Consider the following 21269-nt stretch of genomic DNA (forward strand, 5'->3'; position numbering starts at 1 on the left):
ATTTAGGGGCGTCGCCAAGTGGTAAGGCACCGGGTTTTGATCTCGGCATCCGTTGGTTCGAATCCAGCCGCCCCTGCCATTACATAGTATCGAATTTAGGGGCGTCGCCAAGTGGTAAGGCACCGGGTTTTGATCTCGGCATCCGTTGGTTCGAATCCAGCCGCCCCTGCCATATCTTAGACAGACTTGTTTTATATTGATATTTGCTCAAATATATTGACATTATCTTTTAAAACCTTTAAAGTTCTGCCGCATTAGGGGCGTCGCCAAGTGGTAAGGCACCGGGTTTTGATCTCGGCATCCGTTGGTTCGAATCCAGCCGCCCCTGCCATCCAAATTCATTATAAGCCAACCGCCAAGGGTGCTTCATGCCCAATCTTGTCGTTTTTAGTGGAAGTGCTCATCCACATTTCGCTCAAAAAGTCGTAAGCCATTTACATATTCCTTTAGGTGCTGCTTCTGTTAGCAAGTTCTCTGATGGTGAAATTTCAGTTGAAATTACTGAGAATGTTCGTGGTAAAGACGTTTTTGTCGTCCAGTCTACTTGTGCCCCTACCAATGATAACCTAATGGAAATCTTGGTGATGGCTGATGCTTTGCGTCGTGCAAGTGCTGGTCGTATCACTGCTGTCATTCCTTACTTTGGTTATGCTCGCCAAGATCGTCGTCCACGCTCTGCTCGTGTACCGATTACTGCGAAAGTTGTTGCAGACATGCTGACAACTGTTGGTATTGACCGTGTAGTAATGATTGACTTGCACGCAGACCAAATTCAAGGTTTCTTCGATATCCCAGTTGATAACATCTACGGTACGCCAGCATTACTCGCTGACCTACGCCAGCAACAACACCACAATCTTGTGGTTGTTTCGCCTGACGTTGGTGGTGTGGTTCGTGCCCGTGCTGTTGCTAAACAAATGGGTGATATCGATTTGGCTATCATTGATAAACGTCGTCAAAAAGCAAATGAATCACAAGTGATGCATTTGATTGGTGATGTTAAAGATCGCGACTGTGTGATCGTCGATGACATGGTAGATACAGCAGGTACGCTTTGCAAAGCGGCCGATGCACTAAAACAATTTGGTGCTCGTCGTGTTGTTGCTTATGCAACTCACCCTGTTTTATCTGGCAAAGCCATTGATAACCTTCGTAACTCTGTCATTGATGAACTTGTTGTTACTGACACAATTCCTCTTTCAGATGAAGCACTAAGCTTAGGTAAAATTCGCCAAGTTTCTGTTGCTAGCATGGTTGCTGAAACAATTCGTCGTATCAATAACGAAGAATCTATTAGCGCAATGTTCGATAGTTATCTATAATAGCCCAGCTTTTTTTCTTAAACCCTAGCTCGCTAGGGTTTTTCTATCACTAAACTGGTCGCAAGTTTAGTTACTCAAACTCAATGAGGATATGCCCATGGCAAACTTCGTATTAAACGCTCAAGCACGTGAAGTAGCACAACAAGGGAAAGGTTCGAGCCGCCGCCTTCGCCACGCTGCTCAAATCCCAGCAATCATCTATGGTGGTAGCGCTGAGCCTGTAGCCGTTACTTTAGAGCTTCGTGAAATCGTTAAAGCTTTAGAAAACAACGCTTTCTTCGAAGAAGTTATCGAAATCAAAATCGGTGACAAAGTTGAAAACGTTAAAATCCAAGCGTTACAACGCCACCCTGCTAAAAACACGCCTATGCACGCTGACTTCAAACGCGCATAAGTGTTAAAGGCGTAAATTAGTGTCAAATATTTCGCTAATTGTTGGTTTGGGCAATCCTGGAAAGGAATATGCCCAAACCCGCCATAATGCAGGTTTCTGGTTCGTTGAACAGCTTGCAGATCGTTATGGCATTTCTTTAAAAGCTGATCCAAAGTTTCATGGATACAGTGGTCGTGGCCAAATCGAAGGTCATGATGTCCGTTTATTACTTCCTACCACTTTTATGAACCGTTCTGGTCAAAGTGTTGTCCCTTTCGCTAAATTTTATCAAGTTGCACCTGAAGCAATCCTGATTGCGCATGATGAACTGGATATGAATCCTGGCATTATTCGTTTGAAAACAGGTGGCGGACACGGTGGACATAATGGTCTCCGCGATATCGTCCCGCATATCGGTGCTAATTTCCATCGTCTACGTATTGGAATTGGTCATCCGGGTGCCAAAGAACGCGTTTCTGGTCATGTGCTTGGTAAAGCGCCTAGCAGTGAACAAGGCTTAATGGATGCAGCCATTGACCATGCCCTATCTCAAGTGAAAATGCTTGTTGATGGACAAGTGTCACAGGCAATGAATCAAATTAACGCTTACAAACCCGCTTAAACTGAATTGTTGATCAATCCCGCTTGCCATATTGCATTTTTAAGCGCAAAATGCGCATCAAACCGCCTATAGCCCGCGGAAAACGTGACAAGTCAACCATAAGATAATCATCTTAGGTCTTACTCAGGAGACGCTAGCCATGCTATCTCGTTTATTAAAATGTAAAATTCACCGTGCAGTTGTGACTCATGCAGAGCTTCATTATGAAGGTTCTTGTGCAATTGATGGCGTATTAATGGACTTAGCAGGGATTCGTGAATACGAAGAAATCCACATATGGAACGTCACTAACGGCAAACGTTTCACCACCTATGCAATCCGTGGTGAAGATGACTCAGGTATTATTTCAGTGAATGGTGGCGCAGCCCATCAAGCTGATGTTGGTGATTTAGTGATTATTGCGACTTTCGGTGACTTTACTGAAGTCGAAGCCAATCTTCACAAACCACGTTTAGTTTATGCAAACCCAGACAATACAGTGAACCACACTGCAAACTGTATTCCTGTACAAATTGCATAAGACCTATAAAGATTCTCAAAAAGCCAGTCAATATGAACTGGCTTTTTTATTGCACAAACACAGCCCATTCATCCTCTAGGGCAAAATACAAAAACACTGAAAAATAAGGCCAAGTTTTACGCAAGCAAACTTGTAAAATAGCACCAAAATTTGTTCAATAAGAAGACAATAATGATAATTTGAACAATATGGATATTACTCATCTTCTTAGCAAAGTTAGCCTCTTTGCTGATTCCGATCACACCACCCTAGAAAGCTTGGTGCCTCACTGTCATATTCGTCATTTACAAACAGGACAGCAGCTTTATTGTGCACATGATATTGCCGATTATGTGTATATTGTTGCTTATGGTCGGGTCAAATTGACCACTTCGGCAGGCTTACTGACGTATTTTGGTCGCCATGATATTGTTGGCGAAACAGGTGTCATTTCCAATCAACCTCATCAAGGTACAGTCAATGCAGTCCGTGACACTGCTCTACTCGGTATTCCACAACAACAATTTCTAGATTTCATTCACCAACACCCCAAAGTGTTATTTGCTTTATCTCGACTCATCATTCACCGCTCGCAACCCGAATTACAACATTGTCATGCAATGGGACACAGTCGTACACTTTCAGTAATTCCTGTATCCGCACATATCCCTGCCACACATCTGGCAGAAAAACTGACCGAGCACTTACAACGTTGGCCTCAAGTTCGTTTAGTCACTGCTGCACATATTGATGCGTTATTTGGGGTAGGTTTTAGCCAAACCCCATTAGATTACAGTAGTGAAGATTTAAAACTACGCCAATGGCTGGCCAATTTAGAGGAAAAACACTGTTATGTACTCTATGCTGCGGATTGCAGTGATGATGAATGGTCGAAACGCTGTTTACATCAAGCTGATCGAATATTGATTTTGGCGGAGGCCAACCAAACACCCACTCAAACCAGACTATCGGATGTATTGAATCAGCATGATTGGCAAAGTCCAATTGAATTGGTTTTACTGCGTTCCGAAGGAGACCCATCTCCGCATACATTGATTTGGAAACAGCTCTATCATGCCCGCGCCCACTACTTTATTCACCCATGGGCACAGGCCGATATCTGCGCCGTCGCTCGTCAGATCTCCAGCCAAGGCGTTGGCTTGGTACTTGGTGGTGGTGGTGCACGTGGCTTTGCCCATATTGGTTTAATTCGTGCGCTTGAACAACTACATATCCCGATTGATATTGTTGGGGGCACCAGTATGGGGGCATTTGTGGCGGCGCTAGTCGCCTGTGGTTTTGATAGTGTGGAAATGACCCATATTGCTTATGAAACTTTTGTCGCACGAAATTACCTCAATGATTACACCATGCCTCGCGTTTCACTGATTCGTGGGCAACGTTTCCATACCCGATTACAGGCCATCTTTGGAAGTCGCAGAATTGAAGAGCTCAGACAGACCTATTACTGTATTTCAACCAACCTTACGACAGGTCAAGCCGTGATTCATGATCAAGGTGAACTTGCGACTTGGGTCGGCACCAGTATGAGTGTACCTGGTGTGGCACCTCCCGTGGCTTGGCATGAAAACCTGCTCTGTGATGGCGGTGTAATTAACAATCTCCCCACAGATGTTATGCAAAACTTAGAAAGAGGTACCATTATTGCCAGTAATGTGAGTCTGCATGATGATATTCGAGTACCTGGTATTGGCTTGGATGAACCTGATCAAAGTGCCTTACTCAACTGGAATAAAATCATTAAAGATAAACTGCTTCATGCGCCAAGACTGGCAGAAATCTTAATGCGGACGGCAACCCTCGCCAGCGATACCATGATTCAGACCGCGGCCATTGAGCGTGCAAATTTACATATTCGCATGCCCATTGAAGGTATCGGTATGTTTGACTGGCATAAATTAGATGAACTAATCGAACGCGGCTATGAGCATGCTCTAGAAACCTTATTGCCAATTCGAGAAACGTTGCCTAGTGCTTAAGCCGAATGAATCTGATAACGATCCAATAGCCCATCTAAATATTGATAAGTTTCTGGATCTAATTGCTGCATATAACCATCTAGAATACGATGACATAGCTGCTGCTTGTCGATTGGCATACGTCGCATAATATCGAAAGTAACTTCCCATTGTGAGCGTAATAATGATGCATAGGCAATATGATGCAGGACCTGCTCATCAATTTGGGCAATCGCCGTGGCAACAACCTCCCTTGCCTCATCTTGCATATAATTCACAATGACCAACATATCCGTCCATAAATCACAACGATCAGCCGCCTCTACAATACTCCGAATAATCTCTACTCTTCTTAATGTCGGTAAATTAGCAACAAAGCTCTGTGCTTGCGCCGACAAACAGGCCACGACAGGCAACATGTCTTCCCACAATTGGTCTTCCTGTGTGGCTTGAATAATCGCATTCACAACGGATTCCCCTTGCTGAACCGCTAAATCACCCAGTTCCTGTTTCAGACCATAACTGATATAACTCATTAAAGCCAAAACTTTAGGCCATACCAGTCGCTGGGCTGGATCACCCACAATCAATAAGGCTTGCTCAATGCGCTGCTTGGGCAAAACATGCACCAGATGATCGATTTGCTCTCGGGACTCAATATAAAAAGCTATTTCTAACAGATCACTTTCACTCTCGACCACTTGCGCCACATCTTGTAATACCGCATCTGACAACATACTGACAAAACGACCAATTGTCACAAAGTCCCGCTGCTCTAGTAGAACTTGAGTAATGTCGGTAATTTGATGTGTAGTAAGATAACCAAGTAGTTCTCTTGCCAATCGAGGATCTAAATAAACAGCAATTGCAGCTATGGTTTTTGCAGGTAAATGCTTCGCTATTCGATAAGAATTTTCTGTAGATAAATACACTGCAATCTGGGCGACAATAAAGGGTTCTAAAAAGTGTTTAACCATAAAAACACTCACCCAACGTGGTAACCAACTCACCCAGGCTGCTAGGTAACGGAAACGCTTTTTCTGCCGATTTTGTAGTCGTTCTAATATCGCAAACCGAAACTGTCTAAGGTTTTCAGGGGCCAAAGACTGCATAAACTCTAATTCTTGCTCTGATACCTGCAAAATGCGAGCGAGCTTAATCAGCTCTGCCTGTACTGCCAATCGAGTCATGCTATTCCCTCATTTTATTTTTTCGAAACAGCCAACGAAGGAAAAAAGGTGTTTGGTACACACTACGATTCATTTTCTGATCTTCATTTTTGATGGCCTGTTGTAATTGTTGATTGAGCCAAGCCAAATCATGATTAGAAAGTTGTGAAAATGGCTGAAGACTCATCACAGGCCGACGTAATTGTTGTGCCAATCGTTCTAATTCTGTCTTATCTGCTTGCTCCATTTATCGACTCCCTGAATTATTGTTGTTTTATCTTTTGAGTGTATGCTCAATTTAAATCCATTGCCAGTTTCACAGATCGATAGAAAAACTAGAGCTACTTCCCAGCAATTTTTTTCATTTTTATAGAACGATTCATTCTATAAAAAGTTGCCTTTTCTCATAAAAATCTGGCTATAATCAAGGCACATCGCTTCAGGGCGGGGTGTAATTCCCCACCGGTGGTAAGTTAGGCATTCTAATCAAATGACCTAATCAGCCCACGAGCCTGTATATATTTTTATATACTCGCAGATTTGGTGAGAGACCAAAGCCGACGGTATAGTCCGGATGAAAGAAGACGAAACCACTGAAACACGCTTTTTTGCGTTGTTTTTGTGCACGCTTATTTTTTACATCAGTCCTGAAATGTTCAACCGTATCCAATTTACGAGAGCGTTTCATTATGTCTAGTTTAATCCAACCCGAACTTTTCTTTTCAGCCCTTTCCCCTGCTGAACAACGTATTCAACAAGCTTTAGAAGATATCCGCCAAGGCAAACCTGTATTGGTGATGGATGATTTTGATCGTGAAAACGAAGCTGACTTGATTATTGCTGCTGAAACTTTAACTGTCGAAACCATGGCGCAAATGATTCGTGATGGTTCAGGTATTGTTTGCTTATGCTTAACAGAAGCCTTAGCTGATCATTTAGAACTTCCACCCATGGTCGTCGACAATTCCAGCCAATTTAAAACAGCATTTACAGTAACGATTGAAGCGGCACAAGGTGTAACCACAGGCGTGTCTGCCAAAGACCGTGTCACCACTGTTTTAGCTGCAACCAAAGATGGCGCAGTAGCGAGTGACTTAAGCCGTCCAGGTCATGTATTTCCTTTACGTGCGCGTGAAGGCGGTGTGTTAAGCCGTCGTGGTCACACGGAAGGTACAATTGATTTAGCACGTCTAGCAGGTTTAAAACCATCTGGGGTATTGTGTGAATTGACCAATCCTGATGGCTCTATGGCTTCTGGTATTCAAGTGCTTGCTTATGCACAAACCCATGGTTTAACTGTGATTAGCATTGAAGAACTGGTGCAATACCGCTTAAAACACAATGTCTAATTAGAGATAAAAAAGCCTCGAATCATCGAGGCTTTTTACAATTCGTTTTATGAAACTTTTCGCTCGGCGTTCAATTCAGCAACAGCTTCAATCAACTGACTAAATTGCGAAATTTGGGTCACAGGTTGTGCTTGAGCCAACTCTTCTGCCGTGCCATAACCATAATTCACAGCAATGGTTTCAATGCCATTGGCACGCGCACCGATGATGTCGTATTGACGATCACCCACCATAATACATTGCCGTGCATCTAACTGCTGTTGTTCCAGAATATAAGCGATTAAATCCGCCTTATTGGTTCTCTCACCAGTCAATTCACTGCCATACATTTCGGTAAAATATCGAGCTAGATCAAAATGAATCAAAATTTGCTTCGCATAAACTGTAGGCTTTGCTGTTGCCAAAAACAAAGCATAGCCTTGTGATTGCAATTGCTGCAAAGTCTCAACGACCGATGGATATACTTCATTTTCAAATAAACCAGTCACTGAGAAACGCTCACGATAAGCCAGCAATGCCTGCTCAGCCAGATCATCATCTTGAGTATTCAGTAATTTTGCCAGAGATGCTTTTAAAGGTGGGCCAATAGTCCAGTCTAGATCGACCTCATCAGCTACGGGCTGACCTAATTTTTCTAGCGCAAAACGAATTGAACCATGAATTCCAGTTTTAGGATCGGTTAAGGTTCCATCTAAATCAATGAGAATATTTTTGATCGTCATTCGCTCAATCTCTTACAGTCTTACACAACACAGTCGAGAGTTTCTCGAAACTTCCCTATACTACAGTAGATTGCAGAATAAAAGGAAATTGCAGTGCGTCCAACCGTACTTTGTTTTTCAGGGCTAGATCCATCTGGTGGTGCTGGCCTACAGGCAGATATTGAAGCAATTGGGCAAAGTGGTGCGCATGCGGCTATTGCATGTACCGCGCTGACGATTCAAAACTCACAGCAAGTATTTGGTTTTGAAGCAACGCCAAAAGCATTATTACTCGCACAAGCAAATGCGGTGGTGGGTGATTTACCAATTAAATGTGTAAAGTCAGGCATGTTAGGCACGACCGAAAATATTGCTGCATTAGCCGAGTTTTTACGAGAACATCCAGATTATTTATATGTCCTAGATCCCGTTTTAGTGGCAAATAGCGGCGGTTCATTGGGTGACCAAGCGACATTAGTCAAAGCCTTCGTGGAGTTGATTCCTTTAGCAACGGTGATTACCCCCAATACGGTTGAGTTAAGAGCCTTAACAGGTCTTGATGATATTGAACAGGCCACACATAAACTGTTTGAAATGGGTGCAAAAGCAGTATTGGTCAAAGGTGGGCACGAAGATACGCCTGATCATATCCGCAACGTGCTCTATGCTGATGGCAAAATGCTTGCAGAAAGCCGCTGCCCACGCTTAGAAGGTCAATACCACGGTTCAGGTTGTTCATTGGCAAGCTTTATTGCAGGACGTTTAGCACTCGGTGATTCGCTTAAAATTGCGGTTCAACATGCGGAAACATGGTTATTTGGCGTGTTAAAACATGCGGAAATACCAGTACCGAATGGGCAAAAGATTCCAAAACGCTTTTAAAGCATCCCTGAACAAATGAATCTTTAATAAAAAAGGCGCATCTCGCGCCTTTTTTTATTTCGGATCAATTACTGTGGAATACGGAGTACTTGACCAGGGAAAATATCATCTGCATTTTTGAGTAATGGACGATTTGCTTCAAAAATTTTATTGTACTGGTTTGGATCACCATAATACTCTTTTGAAATCTTAGACAGATTGTCTCCTGATTTCACGGTATAAAACTTACTTTCTGGCTCAGGTGTTTCCACGGTAAGTTGATCATCAACTTGTGCAACATGATCAATGTTTCCGACAGCAAGTACGATCTTTTCTTTATCTGCTTGGGTTTTAACCTGCCCTTTAATGGTTGCTGTATCGGTATTGCCATTATATGTGACCGATAAACCATCAATCGGAAGACCTAAACTTTTAATCAAACCTAATAATTTATTCGCAATCTCTTGAGCTGATGGTTCAGCTGGCGTTGCTGGTGCAGCTTGCGGTTCAGCTGGTGCTGTATTTTTCTTACCAATACCTTTAACAAAATCAAAAAGACCCATTGTTATTTCCTCTGTAATTATTAATGCATAATAGTCAAAATAGACCTACATCTAGTTATACAGAAAAAATAAAACACTCGAGTTTCAATTTAACGCGGTCTTGTAAATATATGTATATTCATTAGAACTTAATGAAAAACATTCTGTTGCAAAACATACAAACACAAAAAAGCCACCTTGCGGTGGCTTTTGATCATGCAAGATGATTAACCAAGTTTTTTAGTTACGTAATCGATTGCAGATTGAACAGTTGTGATTTCATTTGAATCTTCATCTGGAATCGTGATGTCAAAATCATTTTCAAAAGACATTACAAGTTCAACCAAATCTAAAGAGTCAGCACCTAAGTCATCCATGAAAGATGCTTCGTTTTTAATCTCTTCAGCACGCATACCTAATTGTTCAGCTACTGCTTGTTTGATGCGTTGTTCGATATCGCTCACAGGAATTCTCCTCATTGCTTGTGGCGTTTTAATTTGCCACTAGTTTAATTGAATATAAGATTTTTTAAAAGTTTATACATCGCCACTTAGGCCATGTATAGACCACCATTTACGTGTAAAACTGTACCAGTAATGTAACTAGCCTTATCGCTCGCCAAGAAACTCACTGCATTTGCAATATCTTGAGGTTCACCTAGACGATTTAAAGCTACTTGATCAGTCATTTTTTTACGAATATCTTCGCTTAACTGATCAGTCATTTCAGTGGCAATGAAACCAGGTGCAACACTGTTCACTGTAATCTGACGACTACCCATCTCTTTGGCTAAACTACGACTGAATGCTTCAATCCCTGCTTTTGCTGCCGAGTAGTTCGCTTGCCCAGGGTTGGCAAAATGTGCAACCACTGAACTAATATTAATAATGCGGCCAAAACGTGCTTTGGTCATACCTTTCAATACACGCTTAGACAAACGATAAACCGCTTTTAGATGAATATTGAGAATATCGTCCCAATCATCTTCTGACATACGCAGCAGCAAGTTGTCTTTGGTAATGCCTGCATTGTTGACCAAAATCAACACTGAGCCATATTTTTGCTCGATGTCTGAAACCAGTGCATCAATCGCTTCGCCATTGCGAACATCAAGTACAGCACCTGTCCCATGTTCAGCAAAGCTTTCTGTCAGCTTTTGCGCGCCTGCTTCAGAAGTTGCGGTACCAACCACAAAAAAACCGTCTTGAATGAGTTGCTGTGCAATTGCTGCGCCAATGCCTCGGCTTGCTCCTGTCACTAACGCAACTTTTCGTTGTTGTGTCATGCAATTTTTCCTTCTGCCACTAACACTGCGTTTAGGGCATCTTCCATACGTGCTTTGCTATCAAGGGCAAATGCTTTTTCTATGTTCGGTAATCGCTTAGCAAGATTACTCAGTACCGTACCCGGGCCACATTCAACCACGTACTGGATACCCTGATCTTGCAGATATTGCATCGTACGCGTCCATTGTACTGATTGGTACAATTGAGCGGTTAACGCCTGACGTAATTGAGCAACATCTGTCGCGATTTCCGCGTTGACATTTTGTATTACAGGAAGGCATGGTAGCTCAATGGCAGTTTGTTCCAAAGCTTCGGCAAACTTTTCCGCCGCTGGTTTCATTAATGTGCAATGAGATGGAACAGAAACAGGCAATGCAATTGCTTTCCCTGATTGTTCTTTTGCTTCTGCCATTACCTGCTGAACCAATGCTGCACTACCAGCGATTACGACTTGGCCTTGCGCATTATAATTTGCGGCTTCAACTGAACCTTGACCTGTAGCAGAAGCATTTTGACAAAGCTCGACCACTTTCTCATCAGCCAAACCGAGAATTGCAGCCATTGCACCTTCACCTGAAGGAACAGCACTCTGCATCAGTTTGCCACGTAAATGAACCAGTTTAACTGCATCAGCCAAGCTCATTGCTTCCGCTGCAACAAGCGCACTGTATTCTCCCAAAGAGTGTCCAGCCAAGTATTTCGGCACAATACCACCCAGCTCTAACCATACACGCCATAGCGCGATACTTGCGGTCAGTAACACAGGTTGGGTATTTTCAGTTTGGTCCAAGCCTTCACCCGTTTGGGCAATCTGCCAAAGGTCAAAACCTAGTGCAGCTGATGCCTCAGCAAATGTATCTTGAACGACACTAAACTGCTCTGCAAGTTCAGCCAGCATACCTGCTTTTTGAGAACCCTGACCAGGAAAAACAAATGCTGTTTTTGTTGCTTGAGCAGCCTGCTCAAGTCGTTTAGTCGACATATAAAAATCCTTAAATTAGTCTACCGCCAATTTTATCAATACTCATAATTCTACATGAGAATGACAATAGACTCTTTAGCGATGCGGCAATTTAACACTGATTAATTCTTTTTATAATTGCGAAAAACAACAAAAAAGGGAGCTTTCGCTCCCATTTTTTCTATACTTTAAGCTAACGCTTAATGCATATAGTTCAATTATTCAGCATCAGCTGCTTTAGCGAATAATTGACGACCACGGTAAATACCGTCTTTAGTCACGTGGTGACGACGATGAGTTTCACCAGTAGTTTGGTCTACAGATAATGCATTCTCGGTTAAAGCGTCATGTGAACGGCGCATGTCACGGCGAGAGCGACTTTTACGGTTTTGCTGAACGGCCATGATGGCTCCTTACAAAGATCGAAAAAATGGATCAGAACAAATTCAGTTGTCTTAACTCAACATTATAACATAAATTATGAGTTAAGTTTACCCTTCAGACCTGCCAAAACATCAAACGGATTATCCCGTTTCTCTTCGACAACATCTGGAGTGGTAGGTTGATGCTTATGCTCACAAGCATCATGCTTAGGAGATAAAGGCACCAACAATAACAGCTCATCTTCTAGTAGTGCGAGTAAATCTATCACTGCAGGTGCATCATAATCACCTTTTTTTGAAGATTCACTTTCACCTAGAACGATGAAATCAGCATCCTCATCCAATCGCTCTATCAGTGACTCATCATCAATCAAAGCTAAATGAAAGTCTGAAACCAATTCAATTTCAACGGCTTCCAAACAACGTTGGCATACCATTGGAACTTTTGCTTCAGTATGTCCATCTAACCATACAATACGATGATAGATATCCATTGATAGCTTACAGTCTATGTTGATCAATTGATCATCAATTGAACCAACAGCTTCTCGAGCAATACGAGCAAAGCGAGACAATGGCAGTGTTCCTGACCATGTAAAGCCCTGTTCAGCCCATTTAAATGGCTCGATTTGGCTTGGAAAAGTATTTGCTGACATAATTAAGGCGGCAATTCTACAAATTCATCGGTACTCTGTCAAAGATTAAGATACAATTTTGTACTTCTTTAGACAGAACTCGGGGTAAATTAAGCAATGTACCTGTTGCAGCCGCAACTTGAAGTAACATCTTCATTACTTGTTAGCACCCATTCAACCTCTGTTCCTGTGTTAGCGCTAGATCAAGTGCAACGTTCATCTTGGCAAAAGTTAACAACAGAACCAGAACAGGTCGATTGGCTTATTTTACACTTTAATCACTGGTTTTCCCACCATAATGTCACACTTGTTAAAGGTGATTTTGAACCAGAATATTTCCCAGCCACTTCTGAGCAGCCTGCAAAGATCCAATTTGCCCATGGTTTCTTCAATAGTGCTCTACATGAAATCAGCCATTGGAGCATTGCTGGTGAGCAACGCCGCCTACTTTCCGACCTTGGCTATTGGTATGCACCTGATGGGCGAAGTTCAGAACAACAGGCCCTGTTTGAACAAGTTGAAATTAAACCTCAAGCCATAGAATGGCTATTTGCGACTGCCTTTGGTCGGAAATTTCGTGTGTCACTGGATAACTTAACAGGCGATGGCGGTAATGGAGATCAATTTAAAGATCATGTCTTTGCGCAAGTACAACGTTATTTTTCTGGGGAAGCAAAATTACCCCGCGATGCCGCACATTTCATTCATTACATCTGCGTGTCTACCCGCAATGGAACACCATTACAACTCGATGAATTTAAACGTGAATACCTTGATTAAATGACAAAATTATCACATCTAAGACTTGCAACATGCCCCTAACAAGTTTCATACTGAATTTAGCCGTATAAATCAGGGAGTTAAAATAATGTTGCATTTACATATTCATCCTGAAAATCCACAGGCTCGCTTAATTACACAAGCAGTAGAACGTATTCGTGCTGGTGATGTTGTGGTCTATCCAACAGATGCTGCGTACGCGATCGGTTGTCAAATCGGAAATAAAAGCGCAATGGAACGGATTGCACAAATTCGTGGTCTGGGACCAAAGCACCAGTATGCGATTATGTGTTGTGATTTATCTGATATTGCGACCTATGCCAAAGTCGATAACGCGATGTATCGTCTATTAAAAAATAATACACCAGCGGTTACGACTTTTATTTTACCCGCGACCAGCGAAGTACCAAAACGTTTAATGCATCCGAAGAAAAAAACCATTGGTCTACGTATTCCAAGTAATCCCGTTGCACAGGCTTTATTAAAAGAACTTGGTGAACCATTGTTAACCAGTACCTTGATTTTGCCTGATCAAAAAGATCCGTTGGATGATCCATTTGATATTGAAAACCAGTTGGGTAAACGTATTGATGTGTTTATCGATAGTGGATTCGGAACCTTATCCACCACCAGTATCGTGGATTTATCTGGAGAAAACCCTGAAGTCGTACGTCGTGGTGTCGGTGATGTCAGTGCTTTTGAGTAAATGTTGTATAAAATGCAGCTTAGATTCAGAAAGAATCGTAAGCTGCTAAATGCCTTCAACAAAAAGGCTAGGTATGGTCTTTTAATTATGATCAAGGTATTTAAATCAAGAGATATATCCGATACTTTGCTTTAGTTTAAAAAACGCTGAACACTCTGAAAGTATCTGTTTTTTTTCATACAACACATTGCCATCATAAGTTTTAAAAAAATAAGTTGTGGCTGGCTGATCCTCTTCTATAACTTTCACAACCCCTTTGCCAATATCTTTATATTTGTCGCTGGCTTCTTTTTCCTGAATATAATCAAAATAACCGCATGTCATTTGATGATGTGCTTTTTCCATTTCCCCTCTTAGATCATCTCTATTTACGTTTTCTGTCATTGGTTCAGTTAAAGTGACATAAACTAAAATATGAGGGTATTGATTGAGTGCATCCACTTTAATCGGGTAGCCCGCTCGACGCATAGCCTCATTCATTTGCTGTACAAAAGCCATACTTTTGAAATGGTCTCTGGCCTGCTGTTCAAACTGCTTAGCCCAATATATCTCAGTCCCCCAAAATAGAGCACCAATAATTATTAGGCCCGTTGCAACAAATTTAATATTCATATTAGCCCTCATTATTTAATTTTATAGTCTATGAGTTCTCACTCATTTAATAATCGAGCTATTATTTATAAATATTTATTAAATTCAACAAAATAAATCAAAAAACCTTACTTTCCGATGACTAGAAAATCAATGGTTGCTTTATAATGAATTATTTAAAAAAGGCATAAGCGAATTTTAATAATCGCTCATTAGCCTTCAAAAAAGTCAGACAATCGCTGTTTTTGAAAACCCTGTGCATCAAAATTATCTGGACTGAGCCATTGTTGATAGATTTTTTCTAAATCAGGCCATTCTTCATCAATGATTGAAAACCATGCTGTATTACGGTTATGCCCTTTAGTCATCCGATCTTGACGAAATAAACCTTCATACTGAAAACCAAAACGTAAGGCTGCGGCTTTAGACGGTGCATTACAATCATCACATTTCCACTCTACACGCCTAAAGCCATGGGCAAAGCATCGTTGTAACAGTAAGAAGATTACCTCCGTTGAGGCTTTGGACTTTTTCATTCGATGGGAAAAGTAAACATTGCCTATTTCGATCGCGCCCTGTTCCAGCCTTGGATTTAACAAAGCAATCCAACCTTGGACCTCGCCATCAATTTCAATTAAAAAATGAGTTGAGCCTTTAAAACCAAATAAATTTTGCAAATCCTGTTTTAACAAAAATTGGCTTTGCGGCGCGGCATAAGGCAAATACGTCCAGCAAGCCGCATCCTTTTCCGTTGCAACAGCATCCCAAATTTGATTCGCAGCCTGATCAGAAATTTCACCAGCAATATGAATCAATTTGACAGATTGCCCATCTAAATTATGCTTAATCGGTTGATTGGGTTGATGATCAATGGCAAAGCCTACGGTTTGCCCAAACTGGTTCTGTTGTGTTTTTAAATAATGTTTCATGATGATTTATAATTGAAAGAAAGAATGATTTCCGTTGCTAATTTAAGCATAAGTTTTTTCTATGACCTATGGAATCTTGCATAAATACAGAAAATACCCTGAGAACTTTAAGGTTTTTGTAAGTAGGTAATTTATTAAATTGGCAATTTCGATTAGAATAGAGCTGCTCTTGGTAGCATGTGCCTCTCTTTGCACAAAAAATTATATCTTTCATGCTTTTGAAAATTCGCGTGGCTTATAACGGTAATGAACCAAATTCTCCCCCAAACTTTGGAGTCCACTCCTTCCATTCGCGTGCTTGACGAGTGGCAGGAAGTCATACCTGAAGATTTATATATACCGCCCGCCGCGTTTGAAATCTTACTGGAACAATTTGAAGGCCCGTTAGACTTTCTGATTTACCTGATTCAAAAAAATGGCTTTGATTTATTACAGGTCGATATTTCTCCGATTGCCACTCAATATCTGTCCTATATGGATAGTATGAAATCACTGAATATTGAGCTCACGGCTGATTATATGGTCATGGCAGCATTACTCGCAGATTTGAAATCGCGTTTACTGCTCCCGAAACCAGTCGCTGTTGATCAATTTGAAAAAGATCCAAAACAAGAGTTAATTGACCGTTTAGAAACCTATCTACGTATAAAGCAAGCTGCGGAACGATTGGGACAGATGCCAATCTTCGAACGCGATACGTTTAGTGCTAACGTGAGTATTGGTCACATTGCCCCTATTTATGAAGGCTATGATGTTGAAGCCTTGCATGATGCTTTATTTTGCGTATTCAACCGCCCTGAGCCCATCACTCATGTTGTGGCACAAGAGCCTGTATTATTGGAAGAACGTATAGCCTTTATTGAAAGCCAACTTGCGTCAGGTGAGGCATTGAGTTTTATTGAATTATTAAATCCCATGCAAGGTCGTATGGGGATGGTGGTCACTTTTATGGCGGTGCTTGAACTGACACGTCAGCAAAGAATTCAGATTATCCATACAGGTATTGAAGCTCCTTTAACCATTCAAGGAGTTGCTGCATGAGTTTAGATCAATTTGAGCAAAATGAAGGTATGTCGTTTGAGGACATTCATCATGAGGTTTTATTGCAACTTGAAGCGATTTTATTCGCCAGTGACTCACCAGTCTCTCTTGCACGTCTAAAAGAAGCTTTTCAAAACCAATATAATAAGCAGCAATTACGCACATTTTTACAGCAACTGGCGATGTTACAGCATGGCCGTTCAATCGAATTAATTGAAACTGCGCAAGGTTTTCGATTTCAAGTACGTGCCAAATATCGAAATGTTATTGCACAGGTTTGGCCAGAGCGCCCAACCAAGTTGTCACCCTCTTTACTCGAAACTGTCGCAGTGATTGCTTACCATCAACCTGTCACACGTGCCGATATTGAGCAGATTCGTGGTGTATCCAACAATAGCCAGAATTTAAGAACGCTTTTTGACTGGAACTGGATTAAAGAATCTGGTTTCAGAGATTTACCCGGAAGACCTGCGTTGTTAGTCACAACGCCCCAATTTTTAAATGCATTTGGTTTAGCTTCGCTAGGTCAATTGCCTCCCCTGCAGAACGCCAAGGAAGCATTCATGACACTCGACGCACATGCGCCGAAGTCCTGAGAAAGGTGAACTGTTGATCATTATGTCTAAGGTTGTGCTGTCATGAGTGAAAAATTACAAAAGGTTTTAGCGAGAGTCGGGTTAGGCTCGCGTCGCTATATGGAGGAAGTCATTGCTGCTGGTCGTGTCAGTATCAATGGTCAGATTGCCCAAGTTGGCGAACGTATCGAACCAGGTGATGAACTTCGTATCGATGGTCGTAAAGTACAATTCCAAATTGAAGATGAAATTCGCCGCCGCGTATTAATTTACTATAAACCAGAAGGTGAAATCTGTTCACGTAATGACCCTGAAAAGCGCCCTACGGTATTTGATCATTTGCCTCAAATTGCCAACGACCGTTGGGTCATGGTGGGTCGTCTGGATATTAACAGTACTGGCTTATTGTTATTCACCAATGATGGTGAACTTGCCAACCGTTTAATGCACCCTTCAAACGAAGTTGAGCGTGAATATGCTGTTCGCGTGATGGGCGAAGTAACCCCACAAATTCGCAATAATATGCTGAAAGGTGTTGAGCTTGAAGATGGTCCAGCCAAGTTTGAATCATTCTCAGAAATTGGTGGCGATGGTATTAACCGTTGGTATCAAGTGGTGGTTAAAGAAGGTCGTAACCGTGAAGTCCGTCGTATCTTTGAATCACAAAGCTTAAAAGTCAGCCGCTTATTGCGTACTCGTTACGGCACTGTCATTTTGCCACGCGAGTTACGTACAGGTCGTTGGATGGAATTGGATAAAAGCGATATCGATAACTTGGCAAAATCAGTGGAATTAAAACCACGTCAAGGTACAGGTCTATTTGGTATGGCAAAACGTCGTACTGAACGTATGTCTGAAAAGCCGATGGCAGCACGTCGTGGTGGTTACTTGCGTCAACAACGTCGTGATGATGAACAAGATCAGTCACAGCAACAACGTCCTAGTGGCAATGCCAATAATAACAATGGTCGTAAAACCATTGGTTTCAACAAAGGCTTTAAGAAGTTCTAATTCTTGATCCTAAAAAATAAAAAAACGCTCTAATAAGAGCGTTTTTTTATTGGCTTTAACTATGCTGAACAATGCCTTGCGGGATCGCATTCAGCAGTTTTTTGGTATATTCATGCTGTGGATGTAAATACAGTTCGTCCGAGTTAGCAATTTCAACTAATTCGCCATGATTCATGACCATGACTTGATCAGAAATGTATTTCACAACAGATAAGTCATGCGAAATAAAAATATAACTCAGACCAAACTCGTCCTGTAAATCCTGCAACAAATTCAACACCTGCGCCTGTACCGAAACATCCAATGCAGAAACAGACTCATCGCAGATTAAAATCTCAGGTTTCAAGGTTAAACAACGTGCGATCGCAATCCGCTGTCGTTGACCACCAGAAAACTCATGTGGGTAACGGTCATAGGCTTGAACAGGCAAACTGACTCGCTCTAACAGCTCCAATGCCATCTTTTTGCGCACAGCATCATTCTGACCTATGCCATGAATCCGCATCGGTTCCAATAAAATCTGCCCGATGGTAAAGCGTGGATTAAGTGAAGCATAGGGGTTCTGGAAAATGATTTGAATTTTGCGCTGGTACTGACAAAACTCTTTCTCACTCATGGCCAGAATATCTTTTCCACCAATCAAGGCTTCCCCGCCTGTGGCTTCATGTAAGCGCATCAATAACAGACCAATCGTGGTTTTACCTGAACCCGACTCGCCAACTAGGCCCAAGGTTTTACCTTTGGCCAATTGAAAAGAGACACCTTTAACCGCTTGAAATTCTTCTTGTCCCCACAAACCCTTACGACTATAAAATGACTTTTTCAGATCTTTTACATCGAGCACAATCGGCTCATCGCCAGTCAGACCACGGACACGTTGTTTCAGGTTTAAATCAGACAGATTGGTGGCTTCGATCAGTTGTCCATTTTCGTCCTGCTGCATAAAATCACTGGTCACAGGCAAACGGTATGGACGAGTCGCCAACTGTGGACGACAATGCAGCAAAGCACGGGTATACACATCTTGTGGTTGTTCCAGCACCTGTTCAACTGGACCACTTTCCCGAATCTCACCATGACGCATCACGATCACTTCATCTGCGATTTCACCCACCAAGGCTAAATCATGAGTAATAAACAGCATCGACATTTCATGGCGTTGTCGTAATGACTCCAACAAATCAATGATCTGCTTTTGGATGGTGACATCTAAGGCTGTTGTTGGTTCATCCGCAATCAGTAACTTCGGCTCACAGGCAATTGCCATCGCAATCATCACCCGTTGCTGTTGCCCACCTGAAAGCTGACTCGGATAAGCATCGATCTTGGTTTCTGGTGCAGGAATACCGACTTCTTTCAGTAATTCAAGTACCCGTGCTCTGGCCTGCTTACGTCCCATGCCCAAATGAATACATAACACCTCAGCAATTTGATCTCCCACGGTAAAGACAGGATTCAACGAGGACATCGGTTCCTGAAAAATCATGGCAATGTCTTTACCACAAATTTTGCGAATCTCTTTGGCCGATAAATTGAGTAAATCTTTACCTTCAAAGCAAATTTGACTCTGTTCGGCAATTTGACTTTGCCCTTTTGGCAACAGCCCCATCACCGCTAGGGAAGTGACCGATTTACCACTGCCCGACTCACCAACCAGTGCTACAGTTTTATTTTTAGGAATTGAAAATGAAATCCCTTTGACTGTTTCAATCCACTGCTTATTTTCACCCTTAAAGCTGACACGGAGATCATCGACACGTAATAGCGTTGTTTCATTCTGATATTGCATTTTGTCTCTCCGCTATTTCAACTTAGGATCTAAAGCATCACGTAAGGCATCTGTAAACATCGAGAATGCAGTGACTAACACCGCCATTGCGATAGATGCAGCAGCCAATTGCCACCATTTACCTAAGATCAGCTCACTTTGCGCTTCATTCAACATACTGCCCCAAGACACTACGCCGACAGGCACACCAAAACCAAGGAAGCTCAGAATGACTTCGGATTTAATAAATGACACCACCAAAATCGAAATCTGTACCAAGGCAATATGACTCACGTTTGGGAAGATATGTACAAACATACGACGTAGATGACTCACTCCAATGGCTTTGGCTGCCAGAACATATTCGCGCGATTTATGTTTCATATATTCGGCACGAATCAGACGGAACACCCCCGTCCAACCAGTTAAACCCAAGATCAACACAATCGACAGAATGCCTTTTTGTTGCAGGACAGCCGCAATGGCCAACACCAACAACAGATAAGGAATCGAGGTAAAAATGTTATAGAACCAGTTCAAAACATCATCAACCCAGCCACCAAAATAACCTGCAATTGCACCCAAAAAAGTACCAATCACCACCGCCAATAGCGCAGACAATAAACCGACCAGAATTGAAGTTTCAGCACCTTTGATGGTTTTTAGCAACACATCTTGTCCCCACTTATCCGCCCCAAAAGGCAAAGTAGTTTTGAGCTCTTGCTTTTGATCGAGTAAATGCCCACCGAGTTGCTGATCAATCTGCTGCATATCCTCAGCCAAAGGATCAACCACGCCATAATTATCAATGACTGAGCCACCTTGCTGTTCAGCTTGAATTTCCGCATTCAGCTGCTGAATCACGTCTTTCAGAGGATCAACAGGATTTTCAGGCAAAGTTGCTGTGTTTTCTGTAGTTGCCTTAATTTGATCTGACTCTGTATCCGCACCCAAGAAAGTGGGTGGTGCATAACTGACTGCAACTTCTTTATTCCAATTAGAGGCTATTACCCCTGTCATCGATAAAGCGAGCAGGATGAAATAAAATAACACCACCAAAAAAGACACCACGGCGATTCGATCTGACTTCAATCGATTCAAGGCCAAATGCCACAATCCTGTTGACGCAGAAGATTCATTCGAGGCAGCTTTGCTTTTAAAAATTGTACTGAGCATCGTCATCCTC

25 protein-coding genes, 3 tRNA genes and 1 riboswitch are annotated in these 21269 nt (G+C 42.1%); of the genes, 15 read left to right on the forward strand and 13 right to left on the reverse strand.

Annotated features, from left to right (window positions below):
• The first annotated feature begins 4 nt into the window (after window positions 1–4).
• The 8 genes from F902_RS17475 (at window position 5) to F902_RS17510 (ending at window position 4816) form a co-directional block, all read left to right on the forward strand.
• Window positions 5–79: transfer RNA gene (locus F902_RS17475), tRNA-Gln, on the forward strand.
• Window positions 80–97: 18 nt separating this feature from the next.
• A tRNA-Gln gene (locus F902_RS17480) sits at window positions 98–172 on the forward strand.
• 84 nt (window positions 173–256) lie between these two features.
• Window positions 257–331 (forward strand) — tRNA-Gln (locus F902_RS17485).
• A gap of 37 nt (window positions 332–368) precedes the next feature.
• Window positions 369–1322 (forward strand): ribose-phosphate pyrophosphokinase, encoded by a 954-nt coding sequence (locus tag F902_RS17490; RefSeq protein WP_004804966.1) that lies wholly within the window; start codon window positions 369–371, stop codon window positions 1320–1322.
• Between the two features lie 97 nt (window positions 1323–1419).
• Entirely contained in the window at window positions 1420–1716 is a 297-nt protein-coding gene (gene rplY / locus F902_RS17495) for a 50S ribosomal protein L25 (RefSeq protein WP_004663523.1), read from the forward strand.
• 19 nt (window positions 1717–1735) lie between these two features.
• Window positions 1736–2317: an aminoacyl-tRNA hydrolase gene (gene pth / locus F902_RS17500; RefSeq protein ID WP_004804964.1), complete on the forward strand. Its 582-nt coding sequence runs from the start codon at window positions 1736–1738 to the stop codon at window positions 2315–2317.
• Window positions 2318–2456: 139 nt separating this feature from the next.
• A complete protein-coding gene (gene panD, locus F902_RS17505; RefSeq protein ID WP_005205486.1) occupies window positions 2457–2837 on the forward strand; it encodes an aspartate 1-decarboxylase in 381 nt (126 codons plus the stop codon).
• 188 nt (window positions 2838–3025) lie between these two features.
• A complete protein-coding gene (locus tag F902_RS17510; protein WP_005205487.1) occupies window positions 3026–4816 on the forward strand; it encodes a patatin-like phospholipase family protein in 1791 nt (596 codons plus the stop codon).
• On the opposite strand, the gene F902_RS17515 is transcribed toward F902_RS17510, so the two are convergent.
• Together F902_RS17515 and F902_RS17520 are read right to left on the reverse strand one after the other, a co-directional pair.
• The gene (locus F902_RS17515) at window positions 4813–5985 is read right to left on the reverse strand and encodes a hypothetical protein (RefSeq protein ID WP_005205488.1); all 1173 of its coding nucleotides are present in this window, start codon (window positions 5983–5985) and stop codon (window positions 4813–4815) included. The genes F902_RS17510 and F902_RS17515 overlap by 4 nt on opposite strands.
• A gap of 1 nt (window position 5986) precedes the next feature.
• Window positions 5987–6211, reverse strand: coding sequence for a hypothetical protein (locus F902_RS17520; RefSeq protein WP_004804958.1), 225 nt, complete (start codon window positions 6209–6211; stop codon window positions 5987–5989).
• A 185-nt stretch (window positions 6212–6396) separates the two neighbouring features.
• Window positions 6397–6554, forward strand: a riboswitch (FMN riboswitch).
• Window positions 6555–6653: 99 nt separating this feature from the next.
• Here F902_RS17520 and ribB point away from each other — a divergent pair.
• On the forward strand, window positions 6654–7313 hold the full coding sequence (gene ribB / locus F902_RS17530) for a 3,4-dihydroxy-2-butanone-4-phosphate synthase (RefSeq protein WP_005205490.1): 660 nt from the start codon (window positions 6654–6656) through the stop codon (window positions 7311–7313).
• 47 nt (window positions 7314–7360) lie between these two features.
• On the opposite strand, the gene F902_RS17535 is transcribed toward ribB, so the two are convergent.
• On the reverse strand, window positions 7361–8035 hold the full coding sequence (locus tag F902_RS17535) for an HAD-IA family hydrolase (protein ID WP_005205493.1): 675 nt from the start codon (window positions 8033–8035) through the stop codon (window positions 7361–7363).
• A 93-nt stretch (window positions 8036–8128) separates the two neighbouring features.
• Here F902_RS17535 and F902_RS17540 point away from each other — a divergent pair, with 93 nt between their 5' ends.
• Window positions 8129–8896, forward strand: a complete 768-nt coding sequence (locus F902_RS17540; RefSeq protein WP_005205495.1) for a hydroxymethylpyrimidine/phosphomethylpyrimidine kinase — start codon at window positions 8129–8131, stop codon at window positions 8894–8896.
• 68 nt (window positions 8897–8964) lie between these two features.
• On the opposite strand, the gene lysM is transcribed toward F902_RS17540, so the two are convergent.
• The 6 genes from lysM to F902_RS17570 all read right to left on the reverse strand — a co-directional run bounded on the left by lysM (window position 8965) and on the right by F902_RS17570 (window position 12703).
• The gene (lysM, locus tag F902_RS17545; RefSeq protein ID WP_004804950.1) at window positions 8965–9438 is read right to left on the reverse strand and encodes a peptidoglycan-binding protein LysM; all 474 of its coding nucleotides are present in this window, start codon (window positions 9436–9438) and stop codon (window positions 8965–8967) included.
• Between the two features lie 206 nt (window positions 9439–9644).
• Window positions 9645–9881, reverse strand: a complete 237-nt coding sequence (acpP, locus tag F902_RS17550) for an acyl carrier protein (protein WP_004655272.1) — start codon at window positions 9879–9881, stop codon at window positions 9645–9647.
• An 86-nt stretch (window positions 9882–9967) separates the two neighbouring features.
• Entirely contained in the window at window positions 9968–10702 is a 735-nt protein-coding gene (gene fabG / locus F902_RS17555) for a 3-oxoacyl-ACP reductase FabG (protein WP_004804947.1), read from the reverse strand.
• On the reverse strand, window positions 10699–11685 hold the full coding sequence (gene fabD, locus F902_RS17560; RefSeq protein ID WP_005205498.1) for an ACP S-malonyltransferase: 987 nt from the start codon (window positions 11683–11685) through the stop codon (window positions 10699–10701). The genes fabG and fabD overlap by 4 nt, the downstream gene beginning before the upstream one ends.
• Before the next feature lie 197 nt (window positions 11686–11882).
• Entirely contained in the window at window positions 11883–12068 is a 186-nt protein-coding gene (rpmF, locus tag F902_RS17565; protein WP_004638135.1) for a 50S ribosomal protein L32, read from the reverse strand.
• A 74-nt stretch (window positions 12069–12142) separates the two neighbouring features.
• Window positions 12143–12703, reverse strand: a complete 561-nt coding sequence (locus F902_RS17570; RefSeq protein ID WP_005191036.1) for a YceD family protein — start codon at window positions 12701–12703, stop codon at window positions 12143–12145.
• A 96-nt stretch (window positions 12704–12799) separates the two neighbouring features.
• Here F902_RS17570 and F902_RS17575 point away from each other — a divergent pair, with 96 nt between their 5' ends.
• Window positions 12800–13462, forward strand: coding sequence for an elongation factor P hydroxylase (locus F902_RS17575; RefSeq protein ID WP_005205499.1), 663 nt, complete (start codon window positions 12800–12802; stop codon window positions 13460–13462).
• Between the two features lie 88 nt (window positions 13463–13550).
• Entirely contained in the window at window positions 13551–14168 is a 618-nt protein-coding gene (locus tag F902_RS17580) for an L-threonylcarbamoyladenylate synthase (RefSeq protein ID WP_004804938.1), read from the forward strand.
• Between the two features lie 105 nt (window positions 14169–14273).
• Here F902_RS17580 and F902_RS17585 read toward each other — a convergent pair whose 3' ends face one another.
• Together F902_RS17585 and F902_RS17590 are read right to left on the reverse strand one after the other, a co-directional pair.
• Window positions 14274–14780, reverse strand: coding sequence for a hypothetical protein (locus F902_RS17585; protein ID WP_005205500.1), 507 nt, complete (start codon window positions 14778–14780; stop codon window positions 14274–14276).
• Window positions 14781–14971: 191 nt separating this feature from the next.
• On the reverse strand, window positions 14972–15688 hold the full coding sequence (locus F902_RS17590) for a GNAT family N-acetyltransferase (RefSeq protein WP_005205501.1): 717 nt from the start codon (window positions 15686–15688) through the stop codon (window positions 14972–14974).
• 246 nt (window positions 15689–15934) lie between these two features.
• Between F902_RS17590 and F902_RS17595 the strand changes: the two genes are divergently transcribed.
• The 3 genes from F902_RS17595 to rluB are packed head-to-tail and all read left to right on the forward strand — an operon-like array spanning window position 15935 to window position 18315.
• Window positions 15935–16729, forward strand: coding sequence for a segregation and condensation protein A (locus tag F902_RS17595; RefSeq protein WP_004804932.1), 795 nt, complete (start codon window positions 15935–15937; stop codon window positions 16727–16729).
• Window positions 16726–17325, forward strand: coding sequence for an SMC-Scp complex subunit ScpB (scpB, locus tag F902_RS17600; protein WP_005205502.1), 600 nt, complete (start codon window positions 16726–16728; stop codon window positions 17323–17325). The genes F902_RS17595 and scpB overlap by 4 nt, the downstream gene beginning before the upstream one ends.
• Window positions 17326–17367: 42 nt before the next feature.
• Window positions 17368–18315: a 23S rRNA pseudouridine(2605) synthase RluB gene (gene rluB, locus F902_RS17605; RefSeq protein WP_004804930.1), complete on the forward strand. Its 948-nt coding sequence runs from the start codon at window positions 17368–17370 to the stop codon at window positions 18313–18315.
• A 55-nt stretch (window positions 18316–18370) separates the two neighbouring features.
• On the opposite strand, the gene F902_RS17610 is transcribed toward rluB, so the two are convergent.
• On the reverse strand, window positions 18371–20104 hold the full coding sequence (locus F902_RS17610) for an ABC transporter ATP-binding protein (protein WP_005205503.1): 1734 nt from the start codon (window positions 20102–20104) through the stop codon (window positions 18371–18373).
• 12 nt (window positions 20105–20116) lie between these two features.
• Window positions 20117–21259 (reverse strand): ABC transporter permease, encoded by a 1143-nt coding sequence (locus tag F902_RS17615; protein ID WP_005205504.1) that lies wholly within the window; start codon window positions 21257–21259, stop codon window positions 20117–20119.
• Between the last annotated feature and the right edge of the window lie 10 nt (window positions 21260–21269).

Source organism: Acinetobacter higginsii (assembly GCF_000369525.1).
Classification (GTDB): domain Bacteria; phylum Pseudomonadota; class Gammaproteobacteria; order Pseudomonadales; family Moraxellaceae; genus Acinetobacter; species Acinetobacter higginsii.

Excerpts from the sequence above, each read along its gene's own strand:
- F902_RS17490 (WP_004804966.1), top strand. The coding sequence starts at position 369 with ATGCCCAATCTTGTCGTTTTTAGTGGAAGTGCTCATCCACATTTCGCT.
- rplY (WP_004663523.1), top strand. The coding sequence starts at position 1,420 with ATGGCAAACTTCGTATTAAACGCTCAAGCACGTGAAGTAGCACAACAA.
- panD (WP_005205486.1), top strand. The coding sequence starts at position 2,457 with ATGCTATCTCGTTTATTAAAATGTAAAATTCACCGTGCAGTTGTGACT.
- F902_RS17510 (WP_005205487.1), top strand. The coding sequence starts at position 3,026 with ATGGATATTACTCATCTTCTTAGCAAAGTTAGCCTCTTTGCTGATTCC.
- F902_RS17515 (WP_005205488.1), bottom strand. The coding sequence starts at position 5,985 with ATGACTCGATTGGCAGTACAGGCAGAGCTGATTAAGCTCGCTCGCATT.
- F902_RS17520 (WP_004804958.1), bottom strand. The coding sequence starts at position 6,211 with ATGGAGCAAGCAGATAAGACAGAATTAGAACGATTGGCACAACAATTA.
- ribB (WP_005205490.1), top strand. The coding sequence starts at position 6,654 with ATGTCTAGTTTAATCCAACCCGAACTTTTCTTTTCAGCCCTTTCCCCT.
- F902_RS17535 (WP_005205493.1), bottom strand. The coding sequence starts at position 8,035 with ATGACGATCAAAAATATTCTCATTGATTTAGATGGAACCTTAACCGAT.
- lysM (WP_004804950.1), bottom strand. The coding sequence starts at position 9,438 with ATGGGTCTTTTTGATTTTGTTAAAGGTATTGGTAAGAAAAATACAGCA.
- fabG (WP_004804947.1), bottom strand. The coding sequence starts at position 10,702 with ATGACACAACAACGAAAAGTTGCGTTAGTGACAGGAGCAAGCCGAGGC.
- fabD (WP_005205498.1), bottom strand. The coding sequence starts at position 11,685 with ATGTCGACTAAACGACTTGAGCAGGCTGCTCAAGCAACAAAAACAGCA.
- rpmF (WP_004638135.1), bottom strand. The coding sequence starts at position 12,068 with ATGGCCGTTCAGCAAAACCGTAAAAGTCGCTCTCGCCGTGACATGCGC.
- F902_RS17570 (WP_005191036.1), bottom strand. The coding sequence starts at position 12,703 with ATGTCAGCAAATACTTTTCCAAGCCAAATCGAGCCATTTAAATGGGCT.
- F902_RS17575 (WP_005205499.1), top strand. The coding sequence starts at position 12,800 with ATGTACCTGTTGCAGCCGCAACTTGAAGTAACATCTTCATTACTTGTT.
- F902_RS17580 (WP_004804938.1), top strand. The coding sequence starts at position 13,551 with ATGTTGCATTTACATATTCATCCTGAAAATCCACAGGCTCGCTTAATT.
- F902_RS17585 (WP_005205500.1), bottom strand. The coding sequence starts at position 14,780 with ATGAATATTAAATTTGTTGCAACGGGCCTAATAATTATTGGTGCTCTA.
- F902_RS17590 (WP_005205501.1), bottom strand. The coding sequence starts at position 15,688 with ATGAAACATTATTTAAAAACACAACAGAACCAGTTTGGGCAAACCGTA.
- F902_RS17595 (WP_004804932.1), top strand. The coding sequence starts at position 15,935 with ATGAACCAAATTCTCCCCCAAACTTTGGAGTCCACTCCTTCCATTCGC.
- scpB (WP_005205502.1), top strand. The coding sequence starts at position 16,726 with ATGAGTTTAGATCAATTTGAGCAAAATGAAGGTATGTCGTTTGAGGAC.
- rluB (WP_004804930.1), top strand. The coding sequence starts at position 17,368 with ATGAGTGAAAAATTACAAAAGGTTTTAGCGAGAGTCGGGTTAGGCTCG.
- F902_RS17610 (WP_005205503.1), bottom strand. The coding sequence starts at position 20,104 with ATGCAATATCAGAATGAAACAACGCTATTACGTGTCGATGATCTCCGT.
- F902_RS17615 (WP_005205504.1), bottom strand. The coding sequence starts at position 21,259 with ATGCTCAGTACAATTTTTAAAAGCAAAGCTGCCTCGAATGAATCTTCT.